Origin of the sequence: Silvibacterium dinghuense (assembly GCF_004123295.1) — a bacterium.
Taxonomy (GTDB): Bacteria; Acidobacteriota; Terriglobia; order Terriglobales; family Acidobacteriaceae; genus Silvibacterium; species Silvibacterium dinghuense.
This window is the reverse complement of sequence record NZ_SDMK01000002.1, coordinates 402,486-419,888: the sequence shown is the minus strand read 5'-3', so window position 1 is coordinate 419,888 and position 17,403 is coordinate 402,486. Positions and strand designations below refer to the sequence as shown.

13 protein-coding genes and 1 tRNA gene are annotated in these 17,403 nt (G+C 52.0%); 8 read left to right on the top strand and 6 right to left on the bottom strand.

What is annotated here, in order from left to right; translation table 11 throughout:
• Nucleotides 1–290 precede the first annotated feature (290 nt).
• From ESZ00_RS10960 to ESZ00_RS10950, 3 genes are read left to right on the top strand one after another with little or no spacing between them, the layout of a single operon-like run.
• Nucleotides 291–5,762: an RHS repeat-associated core domain-containing protein gene (locus tag ESZ00_RS10960; RefSeq protein ID WP_164981467.1), complete on the top strand. Its 5,472-nt coding sequence runs from the start codon at nt 291–293 to the stop codon at nt 5,760–5,762.
• Nucleotides 5,743–6,219, top strand: a complete 477-nt coding sequence (locus tag ESZ00_RS10955) for a hypothetical protein (protein WP_129208290.1) — start codon at nt 5,743–5,745, stop codon at nt 6,217–6,219. The genes ESZ00_RS10960 and ESZ00_RS10955 overlap by 20 nt, the downstream gene beginning before the upstream one ends.
• Nucleotides 6,220–6,266: 47 nt before the next feature.
• Nucleotides 6,267–6,800: a hypothetical protein gene (locus ESZ00_RS10950; RefSeq protein ID WP_129208289.1), complete on the top strand. Its 534-nt coding sequence runs from the start codon at nt 6,267–6,269 to the stop codon at nt 6,798–6,800.
• 104 nt (nt 6,801–6,904) lie between these two features.
• On the opposite strand, the gene ESZ00_RS10945 is transcribed toward ESZ00_RS10950, so the two are convergent.
• Nucleotides 6,905–7,174: a hypothetical protein gene (locus ESZ00_RS10945; protein ID WP_129208288.1), complete on the bottom strand. Its 270-nt coding sequence runs from the start codon at nt 7,172–7,174 to the stop codon at nt 6,905–6,907.
• 67 nt (nt 7,175–7,241) lie between these two features.
• Complete coding sequence (locus tag ESZ00_RS10940) at nt 7,242–7,778, bottom strand: hypothetical protein (RefSeq protein WP_129208287.1); 537 nt, start codon at nt 7,776–7,778, stop codon at nt 7,242–7,244.
• Between the two features lie 85 nt (nt 7,779–7,863).
• Between ESZ00_RS10940 and ESZ00_RS10935 the strand changes: the two genes are divergently transcribed.
• A complete protein-coding gene (locus ESZ00_RS10935) occupies nt 7,864–9,012 on the top strand; it encodes a tyrosine-type recombinase/integrase (RefSeq protein ID WP_129208286.1) in 1,149 nt (382 codons plus the stop codon).
• Between the two features lie 159 nt (nt 9,013–9,171).
• Here the strand turns inward: ESZ00_RS10935 and ESZ00_RS10930 are convergent.
• Nucleotides 9,172–9,247: transfer RNA gene (locus ESZ00_RS10930), tRNA-Glu, on the bottom strand.
• Nucleotides 9,248–9,575: 328 nt separating this feature from the next.
• Between ESZ00_RS10930 and ESZ00_RS10925 the strand changes: the two genes are divergently transcribed.
• From ESZ00_RS10925 to ESZ00_RS10910, 4 genes are all read left to right on the top strand, one after another.
• Complete coding sequence (locus tag ESZ00_RS10925) at nt 9,576–10,850, top strand: arsenic transporter (RefSeq protein WP_129208285.1); 1,275 nt, start codon at nt 9,576–9,578, stop codon at nt 10,848–10,850.
• A gap of 224 nt (nt 10,851–11,074) precedes the next feature.
• Nucleotides 11,075–11,467, top strand: coding sequence for a hypothetical protein (locus ESZ00_RS10920; RefSeq protein WP_129208284.1), 393 nt, complete (start codon nt 11,075–11,077; stop codon nt 11,465–11,467).
• Nucleotides 11,454–12,590: an ATP-binding protein gene (locus ESZ00_RS10915; protein WP_129208283.1), complete on the top strand. Its 1,137-nt coding sequence runs from the start codon at nt 11,454–11,456 to the stop codon at nt 12,588–12,590. The genes ESZ00_RS10920 and ESZ00_RS10915 overlap by 14 nt, the downstream gene beginning before the upstream one ends.
• Nucleotides 12,590–13,612: a hypothetical protein gene (locus tag ESZ00_RS10910; RefSeq protein WP_129208282.1), complete on the top strand. Its 1,023-nt coding sequence runs from the start codon at nt 12,590–12,592 to the stop codon at nt 13,610–13,612. The genes ESZ00_RS10915 and ESZ00_RS10910 overlap by 1 nt, the downstream gene beginning before the upstream one ends.
• A gap of 449 nt (nt 13,613–14,061) precedes the next feature.
• Here ESZ00_RS10910 and ESZ00_RS10905 read toward each other — a convergent pair whose 3' ends face one another.
• The 3 genes from ESZ00_RS10905 to dcm are packed head-to-tail and all read right to left on the bottom strand — an operon-like array spanning nt 14,062 to nt 17,138.
• Complete coding sequence (locus ESZ00_RS10905; RefSeq protein ID WP_204520202.1) at nt 14,062–15,381, bottom strand: MvaI/BcnI family restriction endonuclease; 1,320 nt, start codon at nt 15,379–15,381, stop codon at nt 14,062–14,064.
• Nucleotides 15,374–15,847, bottom strand: a complete 474-nt coding sequence (locus ESZ00_RS10900; protein ID WP_129208281.1) for a very short patch repair endonuclease — start codon at nt 15,845–15,847, stop codon at nt 15,374–15,376. The genes ESZ00_RS10905 and ESZ00_RS10900 overlap by 8 nt, the downstream gene beginning before the upstream one ends.
• A 1-nt stretch (nt 15,848) precedes the next feature.
• Entirely contained in the window at nt 15,849–17,138 is a 1,290-nt protein-coding gene (dcm, locus tag ESZ00_RS10895) for a DNA (cytosine-5-)-methyltransferase (RefSeq protein ID WP_188590863.1), read from the bottom strand.
• Nucleotides 17,139–17,403 lie beyond the last annotated feature (265 nt).

Here is a 17,403-nt window from a genome sequence, read left to right as displayed (position 1 = left end):
GGGGTTCCTGCTCAAAGCCGTTAGCCATAGAATTTTATTTGACATGTTTGCGCCCGTGCTCTATACAAAAGAACGAAAATCCTAATAAGGGATCAATAAAGATCCGATGATGTTGCAAGCCTTTTTGTCTGCCTAGTCTGGTTCTCTGAGTTTTCGCTTATTCAATCATTGCAATGCAGCGTGATCAATACGTGGGCGGTTTTCCGCCTGCGAATGGTAGCGCTTGCGTATTGCCGAGGCGTCAGACCGTCTCTTCCATTCCAGTGAGTCATCTCTGCAAGAGGGAAGCTATGTCGTATCTGTCCGGAGATCGTTTTAGGAATACCCTGCAATCAGTCGTATTCGTTGTCGCAGTGTTCATGATGGTGTATGCCTGCAGATCCGCAGATGCGCAGACCCCCAATACGGGGATGACAAATATTATCAATACCCCGCAAACACCAATACCAGGCGTGGGGCATGATTATTTGCATCTACTGAACGAGACAGTAAATCCGGCAGACGGAACGGTCAGCATCAATATAGCGATCCCTGTCACGGCTAGCAGGGGATATACGCTGCCGTTCTCGATTCAATACAGCTCAAGCAACTCGACTCACTTCGTCCCGGGCCTAGATGCTTCGACAAACTCTTATCCATATGGATGGAGTACAAATGGCGGCTTCATGTCCAATGCAGGTTGGTCTTATTCCCTACCTGCGTTTGGGTTCGCCTTAGGTCAGCAGTACGCCGGGCAGACTCAAGAGGGCAATGATGAAGGTGGCACCGCTTCATATTGCTACTACACCTCAAACTACGTCTTTCGGGCTCCTGACGGTTCCTCGCACCTTATGTACCTGGATACTGTTACGGAACAGAGTGTACCTAGCGGACATGTCTGCTCCAGTGAAAATTGGTCCCCGTTGCTTAATGCAAGCGATTCTGCATACCAGGCAACCATGCCCACAACCCAGGAGTATGTGGCATCAACTACGGGCGGCAATTCGCTCATCGCGACAGTATCGAGCGCCGATGGCACGATATACAAATACAACGCCTACAACCTCCACCAGAACGGTCCTTCGACTGCATGGGCAGCCTTACCGGCAACGATTGAGGATCGAAATGGAAATATAACTACCTTTAATGATGCGTTGACACAGTGCGGATACAGCAGTTGCGCGGGAAGTCTGTCGATTACTGACTCAGCAGGAAGGCCTACCCTCAAAATAAATGGGTTCGGAACCAATGGAAACACAATAGCTGTTGGAGGGTTTTCGCAAGACTTCACTGTCAACTGGAATGCGGCGCCGGCGCAAACCCTGGAGTATCCGGTTGACATTAAATCCGCAGGCAATAATCCGTCGGGATGCGCTTCTAATAATGCCAGCAGTACAGATTATCCAAGCCTTGGTGCAGGAATATCCAGCATTGAGTTGCCGAATGGAAAGAGCTACAGCTTTACCTACGACTCTACATATGGTTATGTGAGCCAGATCACCTTTCCAACAGGTGGCTACGTAAAGTATAGCTACCAAACCTATCCTGCGCAGGTATTGGATGGATACACGGACACTTGGATCAGCAACGGATCACAGACAAGTCAGTCTTGCAATTACATCTATGGGCAAGCCCGAGTTTCTACACGGACTGTAAGCTATGACGGAGTAAATATTGCATTAGTCCAGACGTTTAGTTATGCAGAGCCCAACTACCCTTCAAATACAGCAGGCCCATGGACAAGTCGTCAGACCACAGTTACGACGCAGGATCTTGTAAATGGAACCAGCAACTCAACAGTTTATACATATTCTTCCATGGGTGCGCCGAGCCCAGCCCTCGAGACACAGGATCCTGCATACCATCAGATTCCTGTTGAAAACACAGTTGCATACTACAGCGGGACCAATACATCGGGGACTCCGCTTCTCACGATTACCAAAGGGTGGAACGACCCATACACGGAAGCGTGTGAACTTCAGCAGCTCCCTAATGGATCTATATCGGGCCACTTCTATACATGGCAGGCTGAGGGGGTATTAGCTGACGATAAAGAATACGACTATGGGCAAATAACCAGCACATCCGCTTGTGCAAACCTGGCCAAAGCGCCGAGTGGTGTGACACCAACGCGGGAGACAGCTCTGTCCTTTCAGGCGTTCAGAGCTAATCCACTCTTTTACCAGCCATATGTCAGCAACTACACCACCTACACCCTGATAGATCGACCATGCCAGAAGAATGTCTATCAAGCCGGGACTCTTCTGTCTCAGACAAGCTACCTCTACGACGGCGGTAGCAGTGCGTGTGGAACGGCTGGGAGTGGTGGTACAGCTGCGATCAGTGGGCTGCCATCTGGGACTCACGATGAAACCAACTTCGGATCCTCTTCTTCCTCTTCCAGAGGAAACATTACAGCAAGCATTCAGCAATGTCTCAGCGGTTGCACTGTAAGTCCACAGACCTCGATGTCCTACGATGAGACTGGACAGATCGCATCTGTCACGGACCCTTGCGGGAATGCTTCTTGCAGCAATTCTCCTGCGGCGAGTTCCCATACCACGAATTACGGCTATACGGATGAACCTTCAGGTGCAAATTCGTATGGAAATTCAAATGCCTATCTGACAAGCATCATCGCGCCGTCTGTATATAGCGCCGGTCATTCCCAAAGCTTTCAATATAACTATGAAACAGGTGCTCTTGTTCAGGCTACGGATGAGAACCTCCACAGCACCTCATACGCCTATAACGATCCATTGAACAGATTGACTGCCGTTACCGGACCAGCAGATCCCAATAATGGCAATCAAAGCTCCAAGACGAGCTACGCCTATGACGATACGCCATCAAATGGTACCGGCACTTCGCCGAGTATTGAGACTACGGTGCTGCTGAATGCAGCAGGCCAGACAAAGACGACGGAGGCAATAGAGGATGGTGCCGGGCATACAATACACAGCCTGATTCTTAATGACCCATCAGGCGGCACTGACACGGTTGACTACACATACGATGGATCCGGCCATGTCTACCAAGAAACTAATCCGTACAGGAGTACAAGTGACTCCACGTATGGAACAACCAAGTTCCTTTACGACAGTTTAGGCCGGCTGTCCAGCCAGACGCAGCCAGACGGGTCCACCAAACAGTGGTGCTATAACGACGTCGCATCAGTGGGCTCCTCTAATTATTGTTCCGCGAGCATCACCTCATCACTGCACTCATGGGTCGATTACACCGATGAATCTGGTAATCACTGGCAGAGGCAAAGTGATGGTCTTGGTCGACTCAGTAGTGTGATTGAGCCCGGCGGCACTTCGGGATATGAGACCGATTACGCATATGATGCTAATGACAACCTCACTCAGGCATCTCAGTGGGGCGGTATCCACTTTGTGTGCGTATCGAATCCAGATCGTCCTTCGCCAGGTTGCGGATCATCCACTACGGCACGGATATCGAACTTTACCTATGATTCACTGTCCAGACTCATCAGCGGCTCTAACCCAGAGCGGGGATCGTGGAGCTATTCCTATGCTAGCGGCTCGAGCCTTTGCTCCGGAGATCAGTCCGCTCCATGCAGCTTTACTAACGCAAATGGAAATTCGCTGATTTATAACTATGATGCGTTAAGCCGTGTCACGTCAAAGACCTATTGCGAAACTGATCTCGTAGGATCTTGCCCTTCGAGCAGGGCAGATCGATTCGGTTATGACGGCCTCGACGAATCAGGTAATACGTTGGTGCCTGCAGTCTCGAATGCTATCGGACGTCTGTCTCACGACTCGAATGAAAGCAATGCTGCCAACAGCTATAGCTACGACGTGCTAGGGCACATTGTTCTGAAGTCTTCCTGTATCCCCGGCGATTGCGTAACAGGTAAATACGACATCAACGTGCAGGCCATGTACGATCTTGCCGGCGATCGCACCTATATTTCTAATGGTGTCACTTCGACGGGGATTGGGCTTACCTATGGCTATGACACTGTCGGAAGAGTGTCTTCGATCACAAGCACATGGGATGATAGTGCCCATCCGGAAACAATGTTTTCTGCTACAGGAAGCGGTGCTTATACGGCGTTCGGAGAATTGCAGGCAGCAAACATCGGCTTGAATAATTCGACCCAGGTTCCGGTGATTCAATATGGCCGCACCTACGATAACCGCGAACGCGTAATTCATGAAACCGACATTGTTAATACAAATGGGTCGACAACAACGTCTACTAACTTTAATTGGGCGACACCACAGTATTATCCTAATGGCCTGTTGGAGACATGGAACGACTCCTTAATGGGAAATGGCTGGACTTTCCAGTATGACGCCTTGGGACGTCTCACTAACGCCAATGCCAGCTCTACTGGAGTCTATGAGGGAGTAAATCTTGCTTGGGCCTATGATGCATGGGGCAATAGGACTTCCGAAACAGTAACAGGCTCCTCTGCGCTCCCCATCCCAACCTCGACTTCAGCAGTCTTTAACACTAGCAATCGGATCACCTCATTCTCGGGTGCCACTACCCAGCCTGTCACCTTTTCTTACGATTCTGCGGGGAATCTCACGCAAGATGTGCAGAACAGGTATCTCTATGACGGTCAGGGCAGGCTCTGTGCCGTATCAAGCAGTTCTGGAATTACGGAGTATATATACGATCCGGAAGGGAATCGTGTAGCGAAAGGAACTGCAAGCAGCTTCAACTGCGAGTTTTCTGCGAACGGATTTAGCGTAACGAATCGCTATGTAATTGGGCTGGACAATGAGCAGCTCAGCGAGATGGATGGCTCCGGCAATTGGCTCCATACGAATGTGTTTGAAGATGGCCAGCTACTTGCCACGTATAAAGGCTCCTCCACCTATTTCGCGATGAAGAACTGGCTTGGCACGAAACGGATGCTCGTCGACGAAAACGGCCTGAATGGAAGCAGCTATAACAGTTTTCCTTACGGCAATGTTCTCTTCTTCGGGTGGGCCGGAGTCGATCCATCAGAATTACACTTCACCGGCAAAGAAAGAGATACAGAATCAGGCAATGACTTCTTTGGGGCTCGATACTACAGTTCCAGTCTTGGAAGGTTCTTGTCGCCGGATTGGAGTGCTACGCCTACCGCTGTTCCCTACGCCGATCTGACCGATCCACAGAGCCTAAACCTCTACGGATATATGCGGAATAATCCTCTTGGTGGAGTCGATCCAGATGGGCATTGCTGCTTTGAAGATACTCTAATCAATTTAACAACTTCATTTGTGGCATCCCACCCAGCTGTATTTGCCAAGATAAACACAGCGATGAAGGCCGCTTGGCCGACGAAGGCTGAGATTGCTGCGGGATTCCCCGCAGCATTAGCTGGAGCCGACAATCAACTCAGAGTTGAAAATGCAGAGGGGGAAGACGCTTCTGACGATGAATCTACAGAAGCTGGTGATGCTGCTCAGGACAGTGCTTTATCTGGTAATTCAAGCAGTAGCTTTGACCAAGCACGAGAGGCAGCATTTAAGCATGCCGGTATGGCAGACGGGAATGTAAAATTCACGCGGGCAGATCCGGCTACCGGAACAATCACAGAATTCAAAGGTGATGACGGTGCGGAAGTAGGTTACGATGGTCCGCATCCAGGAGTTCCTGGCCCAAGCCACGATCAAAATCACATTAGTGCCCAAACACCTGGTAAACGTGGCAGCGGTGGAACTTCAAGAAGGAACTTCCCTTATTCGGGTGGGCAGCACCCCTCGCGAGTCGGACCGCCTAATAAGGATAACGATGTTGTTCAACCCCACTAGCGAGATTGCGATGGAGCTTGAAGTGAGAACAGTTGCTGACGAGATTAAGTCATGGATCGAAGAAGCTGCGCTGAACACAGGATCTAATGTGTCGGTTGTCACAGACGCCAAAGCTCAAGAACTGACGACTCTAATCAATGAGCGATATGTTTTTGGGTTGCCGGGTTGGTGGTGGGCACAATTGAAGAAACCTTGTTCTAAGTTTGACCGGAATGTTGTGAGACTTTCTCAAATACTTCCATCTTTGGAGAGTGAAATTTATTTGATCCCTGAGTATCCAAATCACGAAGGACCCATTTTCAAAATAAGTGCCCGAGACGTGGAAGCGGTTCTCAATGACTGCCCGCTCTTTGAATACAACCTTTTAGGTGATGAGGGAGGCTGGTTAATCTCTGAATCACATCATGATGTCATTTATCTATGTAAATCAGATGATGGACTCACTAACTCCTTGTAAAAAGGGAAGGCTCCGAGAAGCGCTATGTCTTCGGCGTTAAAACACTCATGACATCTCACAGTAAAAAGGACAGTAGGAGTTTTTCTCGAATTACAACAAATCCAGGCAAACACTTTTCGCCAATCGCAGCGCTTCAAGGCGAGGACAATGAAGATACTCAGCTGCTTCGAGAAACGGCTATAGCTGCCGTTTCCTTCCTGAGGTCTTTCGGATGGTGTGGGGAGATTGGAGAGCAATATTATGCTGGCGGTGTTGGAGGCATCGTAGGGCTATTTTTATTCCATGTGACACTAGTTTTTGAAAAGAACGATAAAGTGATTAGTGTGAACGAGTGGCTCTGGGTGATCGGAGGTGAGCTGCCGTGGGCTTACATGGGCTACGATCTTGCACCATCGCCATATCAAGCGATAGATCGCTATGCTGATGGACTCAGCACTTGGGCGGGTGAAGCTGATTGGGGCGTAATCTCCGAAGACGCGATCCAAATCGAGTGTTTACCGACAGGGGATAACGCTCGAATCATCCGTAGACACGTGGACTTTCTTCGAAGCTATATTTTGCCGAGATTTGAGCCTGTCTGATAGCCTTGATAGTAAGGCAACCCCTTCGGAGAGGCCTTACTGCGTCCGGGTATGTAATCTCTATCAGACAGCCGTACATCGTCACACACACACATATTTAGACCTCAGTGATGAAACAGCAGGAAGCCGATAATGGACAGCACCGTGCTTACGCCGGTGCTGATCCCGGCAATCCTCCATCTCCAGTTCTTGATATTCTCGAGATCTTCCTCGATGCTCTCAAGCCTGCCTTTCCTGCCATTGCCGACTACTGATTTCATGTCGGTCTCAAGAGCAGCCAACCTTCCTGCTACTTCCTGTGCCCAATCGTTATAGGTAGAGCGTAGTTCTCTCAGCTCCGCGAGGATCATCTCGCTGGTATCGTTGCTTGCCATTTATCACTTTCATATGTGAGTGATGCCCGGTCTCAAGAGAGGCCGGGCATCGAGCAGCGGTGAGCGACTAGGAGCCGGCTGTTGTAGAGGTCGTGGTCGTACTAGAGGAACTGGATGCCGCAGCGATAAGCGCGGTCATTGCTTCCTCGTTTGCCTCAGCGGTAGCCAGTCGGGCAGCGATCAGCTGAGCACGATCAGACGCTTGGGCCGGGGCGATGTAAAGGCGATACGTTGCGCCGTATATGTCCGTAAAGACGATCAGCTCACGATGGCTTGATGCCTGAATGGTGCTGGTATATGTAACTGCCATTTGATTATTCCTGATCGATGGCGTGGCCTGAGCTACTGCCGCCGGTGAACGTGACAGTGCTGGACCCGGTTGTGACACCGCCACCCCGACCACACCACCAGTACCGTCGGAGTTGACTGTGGTCATGACGCCGATGGGTGTATAGGCATCGGCGAGCGAGTCTGCATAGTCTTCGAATACAAAGTAATCACCGTTGGAGTCCACCACGGCATAGTAAACAGTACCGAAGGACAGGCCGGTTAAATCAGCTGCGGGCCAGGTGATAGTCCCCTGACCGTTGGGCTGGGTAAGCATTGGCGCTTCAGAGCCCAGGACTTGACGGCCTAGGCGGCGGCGAAGGTAGACTCGAACTGCCAGCCCGTCGAGCGATAGGAGATTTATGTCTATCGCACGATATCAAGAAGGGAACATATCCCGCGTCTCTCGAGCCAAAGGCCCCGACGTTTGGGTCTATCGGTACCGCGCCACTGAAAATGGCGAGCGGGTCCACAAGAGCCGCGTCCTCGGCACGGTCAAGGACTACAAGACCAAGGCCGAAGCCAAACGGGCCGCCGACAACATACGTTGCGAGGTAAACGCCGCCGAGGAGCAAGCAGGGAAGTTGACCGTGGCGCGTGCCTGGGGTCACTTTCAAGAGCATGAGCTGCACGACCCCGACATTGATCGCAGCCCCACCACGATCCGTGGGTATCTCGAGTATTTTCCCCAATACATCCTGCCTAAGTGGGCCGAGATGCCAGTAGATGAGGTCAAGGCGGTCGCCGTGGAGAAGTGGCTCCGCAGCCTGGATCTTGCGCCAGCAACGAAGAGCAAGATCCGCAACCTCATGTCCAGCCTGTTTAGCCACTTGATTAGACATGAGCTGCTCAAGGGCGAGAACGTGATGCGTTCTGTCCGCCAAGGATCGAAGCGTGTGAAGATTCCTGAGGTTCTCGACCTCGGGGAGCTTCAGGCTCTCGTGAGGGAGATAAAGACCCCACATGCTCGTGCCATTGTCCTGACAGCCGCAGCCACAGGGCTCAGGAGAAGCGAGATCCAGGGCCTGCAATGGCAGGACCTGGACTTCGAGAATAACTGGATCAACCTTCGCCGTGGGTATGTAGACAGAGAGATAACCAAGCTGAAGACGGAGCAGTCCAGGAAGGGAATTCCGATGCTGCCCGAACTGGCCGCAATCTTGAAGGAATGGAGGGAGCAAACTCCCTACCCGAGAGAAGAGGACTGGATCTTCGCCAGCCCGGCAAAGCAAGGGAAGGCCCCTTACTGGCTCATCGCGGTGTTCAACGCGCATGTCCAGCCGGCAGCTGACCGGGCCAAGATCCGGAAGCGCATCGGCTGGCACACCTTCCGCCACAGCTTCGGTACGCTGCTGAAAGCGAATGGAGAAGACGTGAAGACAATCCAGGAGCTTCTTAGACATGCAAACAGTCGCATCACCCTCGAGGTCTACACGCAAGGAAACACGGAGGCGAAGCGATCAGCACTAAATGGTATGTCAGGGCTGTTCGTAGTAGCTAAGACAGCCTGACTAACGTTCCCTTGAAGGACGAAAAAGCCCCCTCATAAGGGGGCTTTTTCTATGCATAACTTCTTGGCATTAGGAGCCGATTTCCATTAGTATTGCGACTGTACCTTTTTTGTACCCTTGTTTCTTCCCGGCTGTAGACTCTAAGTCTTTTAGAATCTATGGCGTCCCCGACGGGATTCGAACCCGTGTTACCGCCGTGAAAGGGCGGTGTCCTAGGCCACTGGACGACGGGGACTTTGCTAGACCGGGAGCGCGTGTTCCTGCGCTCAACCCTTTTTGAATGTATCAGTCACAGTGGCATCTGTCAAAAATCTTCTCCACACCTGCGACTCCTGGCATCTGTGCGAAGAGATTTTTGTCCGCGCACGCACATGCGAGCCTGAGACAAATTATGTTCAAAGAGATCGACTCACGCTACGAGAAGGGAAGTGCGTTTTCGCGCCATGGAAGAAAAGCAGCTACAGGATCAGCCCATAGCCGAACACTCGCAGCCACGCAAACATTGCGCAGGGACAACGCGCTGTCATCCTGATATCGGTCCGCGCGGCGAGCGACTGTAGCATATGCACGAAACGCTGGCGCACCTGTCGCTCATCGCTATTGTCGCTCTCAGCATTCTGCTCATGCTGCTGCGTCCCAGGAGAATCTCTGAGGTGTACTGGGTCGGAAGCGGAGCGCTTTTGCTGGTCGTTCTCCGTCTTATCCCGTTCCGCCTGGCCGTGCACGCTGTTGCCGAAGGATCGGATGTCTACCTGTTTCTCATCGGCATGATGCTGCTCTCCGAACTCGCCCGGGAGAATGGAGTTTTTGATTGGCTTTCTGCCGTAGCCGTACATGCCGCGCGAGGTTCCTGCATGCGGCTGTTTGCCCTGATTTACGGGGTTGGGATCTGCGTTACCGTCTGCATGTCCAACGACGCAACCGCCGTCGTTCTTACTCCAGCGATACTTGCCGCCGTCCGGCGCGCCAAAGCAGAGCCGATTCCGTTTCTCTTTGCCTGCGCCATGATTGCCAATGCGGCTTCCTTTGTATTGCCCATCTCCAATCCGGCAAATCTTGTTGTCTTCCATTCCGGAATGCCGTCACTCGGCCGGTGGCTGATGGCGTTTCTGGTGCCATCGCTCTTCTCCATTGCCGCGACGTTTCTGCTGCTGCGCATCTATTTTCGTCGGGAATTGAAGGCTTCCATTGAAGTGCTGGCAGAGAAGGTACAGCTCAGCCACAATGGCAGGTACGTTCTTTACGGACTGGCTTTCGTCGTAGTCGTGCTGCTTGTCGCCTCTTCACTCCGGTTGGATCTCGGCCTGCCCACCTGTCTCGCTGCTCTGGCAATCACCGCCATCCTCTGTTTCAAAGGGAAAAAGAGTCCGCTTCCCATCATCCGCGAAATCAGTTGGAGTACGCTGGCTTTGGTCGCTGCGCTCTTTATTCTTGTTCATGCGGTTGAGAGTGTTGGCGCGCTCAGCCTGGCGGAGATGGGCTTGCATCGTTTGCAGGCCATGGGCGCAATCCGAGGCAGCCTGTCGACGGCTCTCATTGTGGCGCTGGCAAATAATCTTGTGAATAATCTGCCTCTCGGCCTGATCGCAGGGTCAACTCTGGCAGCGTCCCAGACGCACGGTCTCTTCGCCCATGCAGTACTTGTGGGTGTAGATCTTGGGCCGAACCTTTCTGTCACCGGCTCGCTCGCTACGATCTTATGGTTGCTGGCGCTTCGCCGAGAGCAGATACATGTCACGGCAGTGGACTTTCTGAAGGTCGGAATCCTTGCCATGCCTGCTGCGCTCTTGAGCGCGATGCTAGGGCTGTTGATGATGTTTGCTCTGGCAGGAAACTAGCGGGCGGCTGCCAATACGCCCTCCAAGAGGAGGGAAGCCGAAACGCGTAAATCGGATCGCTGCTTCCAGGAAAGAACAAATCGCAGGATCAGGTAAAGCCACGAAAGCTGCATCCTGCGCCGCTAGGCCAGGCGCAAGCTAAATTTGATTTTTAGATTGAATGGTGCCGGGAGGGGGGCGAACCCCCACGACCGCAAGGGTCGGCGGACTTTTGAGGTCTGTCTTTGGCCATTTTGCACGGGCTCGCACCGAACCGCAAAATCTCGCACAAATATCCTATTTACATCAACTTAAGATCCACTCCCCTTTCGCACCGCGTCGCACCGATTTGGAAATTTACGTTTGAGTTAATAAACGGGGAATACAACTGGTTCTATCAGTTCCTGCGTCTGCCACTTCTCAAGCTAGAAGGGCGTGAATTGGTCGGAACTGGTGACAAGCTCCTCCTGCCGCAAGACAACAAAAGGGACCGTGTCACGGCAACTGGCGATTTCCAGCGCGGAATTGGACCCGTATCCGGCGAGTTCTATGTATATGACCGAGACCGTGATTTCCTGCGCTTGCTCACCGAGAGCAAACTGGTCACAGACTACCTCGATGAGAATGGCGGCCGTTAGAGTCTATCGTGATGGAATTCGGGTCTATAACTACGGTGAACCTACCGACGACTGGCTCGGCTTGGATATGCGCCGAGTAAATACCCCGACCAGAAGCATCAGCAGAAATATCATCATTGGCGCAGTAAATCTCAGGTTAGATTCGAGTCAAAGCCTTGTAGAAAAGACGAACCGTGAAGGATTCGTTGAAGATGACGGTCTATCCCGATTGAAAGACATTGTCCTCGGGGCTTTGATGACCCTAGAGGTTGAGCGACAGAAGGACAAGGAAACGATCAGAAGGCTCACAGGTAAAGCGTCTGATATCGAAGCAGAAAAGATCAGACGTCCTCTCGAGGAGTTGCGCCGTGCCGTGAGGCGTGAGGGTCTTGAAGACAAGTTATTCAAATACATCGACAAAATCGAAATCGATTACGAAGATATGCAGCGTACACTCCTGCATGCCGGAATGGCAGGGATCAATCTCGGAGTTGTATTCCACGAGGTTGAGCGCGGGGTGAAGACCCTTCACCGGGCAATTCAGGCCGGGGAAAATCGACAAACAGTAGAAGAACAGTCGGAAGGACTGATGAGTCTTCTGGATGGTTTCGCAACGATCCTCCGACGCGACGATGGAGCGGTTAACAGCGCAAAAAAAGTGATAGATCGTGCCAGGCGCAACAACTCATTGCGATTTGGACACCACCGAGTTCGCTTTGAAGCCCCTATTCTCGAAGGAGCGCTCGGAGATTTCGAGGCCCAGATGTCGTTTGGGCTAGTGGTGGGCGCTGTCGGAAATCTGATCGATAACGCGCTCTATTGGGTCCGTGTGAGATGGCCTGATGTGCCCGCTAAAGGCTTGCCAACGCCGCGAAAAATTTATGCCGGTATTACGAACGAATTAGAAGAAGGCCCAGCCATCATCATCGCTGATAATGGGCCCGGCTTAATAGATTCTCCGGACCGTGTCGTCTCTCCCTTTTATACGCGTCGCCCAGGCGGAATGGGCTTGGGTCTGTATTACGTAAACATGGTTATGCAACTTACGGGAGGATCTCTACGCTTCCTGGAACCCAATGAAATTGAATTACCAGATGGATACGACGGCACTATCGCCGCACTGATTTTTAAGGAGAAAAGATAGTGCTTCCAAAGCCCCGCATCGCCGCAATTGACGACGAGAATAGTGCGCTGGTGGCCATTGCTGACGCTCTGAACAGTTCAGGCGCTGCTTGCCTCAAATTGCTATACGCTGGAGCGCTCCCTGAAGGGGCCAAGCTTGAACAAGTTCGCGTCCTCTTTATGGACCTTCATCTCAGCCATCCAAGCAATGAGAATAAGACCCAGCACTTCAGCACCATTGGAGGTCTGCTTCAGGAGAACATTGCACCGAACAACGGTCCCTTCCTTCTCATTGTCTGGACTCTATATCCTGGACAAGTTGAGGGACTTGCACAGTTTTTATGCGATCGGCTGCAGGACACTCCTCATGCGATCCCGGCTCAGATCAAGACTCTTTCGAAAGTGGATCACATACGGGATCACGTAGTTCCCGCACCAGAGGAGCTTGTTAAAGCGGTGAAGGCAATGGTAACGTCTGAGCCACAGATTGCGGCTCTCATTAATTGGGAAACCCGCGTAGGTGATGCCGCAGCAGATACTATTTCAGAGCTTTTGAAACTCATTCCCAGTGACAAGCGCGACACAGCTTCCCTTGTGATTGAGATCGGACGCTTATTGAATGCCTTGGCTACTGAAGCGGTAGGCTCCAGCAATGTTAGTAAAGACCGCTTTTCGGCACTTAATGAGTCTTTGCTTCCGATTTTGTACGACCGCGTCTCACGCCTGCGCATGGTCGCTCCTGACGAAAGGCTTTGGAAACAAGCCATACCCGAGCCAGGCAAGAAAGCGGATCTCTCCGGTGAAGAAGCGGCACATTTGAATACGATGCTTCACCTCGATTTTGATATCCAGAGCACTAAAGCCACCGATCGAGGCATGGTCTTGGAATATCCATCTACCTTGCTTGAGGAGGTACCTTTTCGTGAAGCCTTCGGGATGAGCACGAAACAGTTTCTGAGAGATCAACTCTCATTGGATCCTGAAGCAGATGTTCGATGGGTATTAGTCCAGATTGAAGGCATCTGTGATCACGCACAAGCTTAGGCAGGCCCGACTCATTATGTCTTGGGAGTCGAAACGTCAGCGAAGCAAACGAAGGCATCGCCCCAGGCAGCGTGGGTAAGTCCCTTGCTCACTATCAATTCAGAGCAAAGCCAGATTCTTGTCAATTACCGGTTTGGAAGAACTTTCACCGATGCTCTCATAAGAACCTATCCGAAGAGATTTCGCCTCCGGGAGGCGCTGGCAAATGATTTAGTTTCGCGTTTCCATAGCTACGGAGCGCGCCCTGGGATCATAGCTTTCAAACAGATCGCGTCGACGTCAGTGACTGAGAATGCCACGAATACTACACCACCGACTGCAAGCAATGAAGAGGCACACAAGGACGCATCGGCCACAGCGTTTGGTTCTTCTGTTGCTGTTCCAGAACTTCCGGTTGTGCAGAACGTTGGATCGATTGGGACAAGCAGTAATGCCGATCAGCACTAATCCTATCGTGCCGGTAAGTCAAACTCTCCTAGACTCTTATAAAGGAGAGGAATGTTCGCAGATTTTATCCGGAACTGGCTGCGCTTCTTCAACTCCGGCTTCTGAGTAGAAACGCCAACAATCTTGATACCTGGATCATAGTAGACCGCTCCGGATGCGACAGCCTTCACAAACAAGAGGAACTCTGTCCCTTCTGCAAGTCGAACACGCTTTCCATACTGATATTCGTTTTCCGGTGCCTTTCGATGGAGAGAAGGGATGTAAGCTGCCTTCGCGTGCTTCCGCGTCCAGTGGCTCAGGAGATCCTTGTAATGCCAAGTAGCGGCGCTCTCACCATGCTGATCCAACAGCGAAATTCCTTTCGAGAAATCCGTGATCTTCTGCCTCGCTGGGTCATACCCTTCGAGCGTGAGTGCAAGATTGGTTGCCGTACAAATTTTCAGCGCGTTATGAATGCCACCGAAGTTCATTCGGTCTGTCACCGATCGGTCGGGATATCCGTATCGTCGGATGAACTCACGGACGCCCATATCAACGTAGATGCCACCGGTTGGTTCGGGAGTCATCAGGGTGATCGGACCACCGCTGGAGGGTCGCTGCAGGTTTGTAACGGCATGCTGCTTGATTTCCCAGCCGTGAAAGTCAGGATCTGAAATGCCATTCGGACGTATACCGAGTTCCGCTTCTAGGGTGTAGCCCCCACAGTTGGGAGCGCTGCATTGCAGAAGTTCCCCTTTGCTGTTCAGGCGCTTGGAACGAATCCAACCAAGATCCGCGATCCTCGACAACTCAGAAATCAGAAGAGATCGATCGTCAGTGTGAACCTCAAGCTCAATCTGCGCAAAGACTCCCACAGAAGGCTGTAGCCCCATTCCCTCGAGCTCGCGGGCAAGGCCAGAGTCATGGCTAGTAGCAAACCCCAGCACATGCCCTGCAGCGGTCACACCGAAGAACAGAAGTCTTCCAGCCTGACGGACCGTCAAGAGACTGCTTGGAGCAGTGCTGCATCCTTTCAGAAATCCCGAGAACCGTACTTCCGGATACTGGGGGTAAAGAATGAGCTGCGCGCCCGGGGCCAACGCCAGCGAACCTTCCGGGCTCAGCCAGCTGAACTGCATAGGAGCCTTCAGCCGTGTTGGCTTCTCGGGGTCTCCAATAAGCTCCCCGGTCGGGAGCACGTTTAGCGCCGAGAAGTCAGGACCAAGATAAACCTGGTTCTTCGAATTGTCGTTCTCGGCAAGCCGTTTTAGGTAAAGCTGTGTTGCACCTGCCGCCCGCATCAGGTCTTTCAGCTTCGCGAGATCTAATTCGTTTTCAGGCATCCTGCGGTTCTTGCTCCTGATCATCCTTGCCTGCCTCGGAAGGCATTTGGGCCTGTTGCTGCTCAATGATCTTCCTCAGCGTTACTGAGACTGCCTCTGCGTCCTTCGTTTCGCACTCCCAGAGCGTGACAACAGTCCAGCCAAGCTGTTCAAGAGCAAGAGCCTTCTTCTTGTCTCGTTCCATCGTGTCTGTGCGCTTGTTCGTCCAGAAGTCGCTTCTCGTTGCCGGCTGAACCTGCCCATATCTGCAACTGTGCGAGTGCCAGAAACAGCCGTGGACAAAGATGGCCAAGCGATACTTCGGAAGAACGATATCAGGTTTCCCGGGGAGGTCTTTCCGATGGAGACGAAACCTGTACCCAAGACGGTGCAGCGCAGAGCGAACCCGAATCTCCGGCTTCGTGTCCTTCCCGCGGATCGCAGCCATGTTTCTACTGCGCTGCTCCCGAGTGTGGACGTCGGCCATTCTAAAAGCCTGCGAGCAGTGGCTGTTGTAGTGCGCCGGTCCGCTCGTACTCCTTGAGCGCAGCAATGTGTGGCTTCATGTGTCGAGCAACAGCCTCAATGACGGGCACCACCACACTGTTTCCGAACTGCTTATAGGCCTGCGTATCCGAGACCGGAATTTCGAATTCCGGAGGGAAGCCCATGAGCCGCGCACATTCACGAGGAGTCAGACGACGTGGGTTTCGTTTCTTGCCTTGGCTGACGAGAATCTCCGAACCGTCCTTGTAGTACCTCGCCGAGAGGGTTCTCGTTACGCTTTCTTCATCGACGAGTCCAAAGCCAAAGCCATTCCCAGCCCGTTTATGCTTCTCCGCATAAGCCTGCAAATAAGCCCAGAGTTTATCCGTAAGCGTGTACTTTGCGTTGACCTTCGCTTTCACTCCAGTCGTATAGTCCTTTTCGACTGACTCCGTTCCGTCTTCAGGGTGCAGAATGCTTCCGAGGAGTGGCCCGCTATCGGGGAGTTCAAGATCGTCGAAGCTAAAGCCGGTCTGTTCCTTAAAGCCCACGATAATGATGCGTTCCCGATGTTGTGGGACAAAGTGCTGAGCATCGATAACCTTGGTCCGAACGTGATATCCAAGCTCTTCTTCGAGTACGGCTCGAATCGTCTTGAACGTGTTTCCCTTATCGTGGCTGACGAGGTTCTTCACATTCTCCAGCAGGAAAGCTTTCGGCTGCTTCTCCTGAATGATTCTGGCAACATCGAAGAATAGAGTCCCCTGCGTCGTGCATTCGAAACCATGTGGCCTTCCGAGGGCATTCTTCTTGCTCACGCCGGCAATCGAAAAGGGCTGGCAAGGAAAACCTGCCAGGAGCACATCATGATTCGGAATATCCCGAGCTTGTATTTTGGTGATGTCGCCCTCGATGTCTTCGATACCGTAGTTCGCCTTGTATGTCATCTGAGACCAAGGGTTCCACTCGCTCGTAAAGACGCAACGTCCGTTGACCCCTCCGAACCCCTGACGAACGCCACCAATACCAGCAAACAGATCGATGAATGTGAATTCCGTATCTGAAACATCTTGCTTTGGAACACTGCGCAGGAGCTCACGAAGTGCCAATTGCCGTGTTGTAGGCAATTTGTGGGGCTCTTTTCTCCAGCGGGTTAGGGTCTTACGATCAACATCGAGCTTTTCAGCAAGGTTCTTCTTGCCAAAGAAATTCTCAGCGGCAAAGAAAAGGGCCGCAGCATCACGGAAATCGAATTGTGCTTGATGTGACATCTCTGAGACATAATGTCCCATATTTGTCCCAGAGGATGCAAGGTCCCGACCTGAAAAGCCATCCGGTATTCTGTTTTGGCTCCATCTACCTCATTCTGCGAGAGATTCATTTGCCAAAGCGTAACCAGGACGAGCTTCTTGAGCAATTGAAGTCCACCTTTAAAGCGAGTGTTCCGAGCGGAAGCATCATTGCAATGCAAGCCATTGAAGCCGCGATCAAGGGGAAAAGCCCGCGGTGGATCAAAGGAAATTTTAGCGGACTGGTGCAAAGCATACAGTCTGATGC

What these genes read in the sequence shown, in the direction of transcription:
- ESZ00_RS10960 (WP_164981467.1), top strand. Translation starts at nt 291, where the DNA reads ATGTCGTATCTGTCCGGAGATCGTTTTAGGAATACCCTGCAATCAGTC.
- ESZ00_RS10955 (WP_129208290.1), top strand. Translation starts at nt 5,743, where the DNA reads ATGTTGTTCAACCCCACTAGCGAGATTGCGATGGAGCTTGAAGTGAGA.
- ESZ00_RS10950 (WP_129208289.1), top strand. Translation starts at nt 6,267, where the DNA reads ATGACATCTCACAGTAAAAAGGACAGTAGGAGTTTTTCTCGAATTACA.
- ESZ00_RS10945 (WP_129208288.1), bottom strand. Translation starts at nt 7,174, where the DNA reads ATGGCAAGCAACGATACCAGCGAGATGATCCTCGCGGAGCTGAGAGAA.
- ESZ00_RS10940 (WP_129208287.1), bottom strand. Translation starts at nt 7,778, where the DNA reads ATGCTTACCCAGCCCAACGGTCAGGGGACTATCACCTGGCCCGCAGCT.
- ESZ00_RS10935 (WP_129208286.1), top strand. Translation starts at nt 7,864, where the DNA reads ATGTCTATCGCACGATATCAAGAAGGGAACATATCCCGCGTCTCTCGA.
- ESZ00_RS10925 (WP_129208285.1), top strand. Translation starts at nt 9,576, where the DNA reads ATGCACGAAACGCTGGCGCACCTGTCGCTCATCGCTATTGTCGCTCTC.
- ESZ00_RS10915 (WP_129208283.1), top strand. Translation starts at nt 11,454, where the DNA reads ATGGCGGCCGTTAGAGTCTATCGTGATGGAATTCGGGTCTATAACTAC.
- ESZ00_RS10905 (WP_204520202.1), bottom strand. Translation starts at nt 15,381, where the DNA reads ATGCCTGAAAACGAATTAGATCTCGCGAAGCTGAAAGACCTGATGCGG.
- ESZ00_RS10900 (WP_129208281.1), bottom strand. Translation starts at nt 15,847, where the DNA reads ATGGCCGACGTCCACACTCGGGAGCAGCGCAGTAGAAACATGGCTGCG.
- dcm (WP_188590863.1), bottom strand. Translation starts at nt 17,138, where the DNA reads ATGGGACATTATGTCTCAGAGATGTCACATCAAGCACAATTCGATTTC.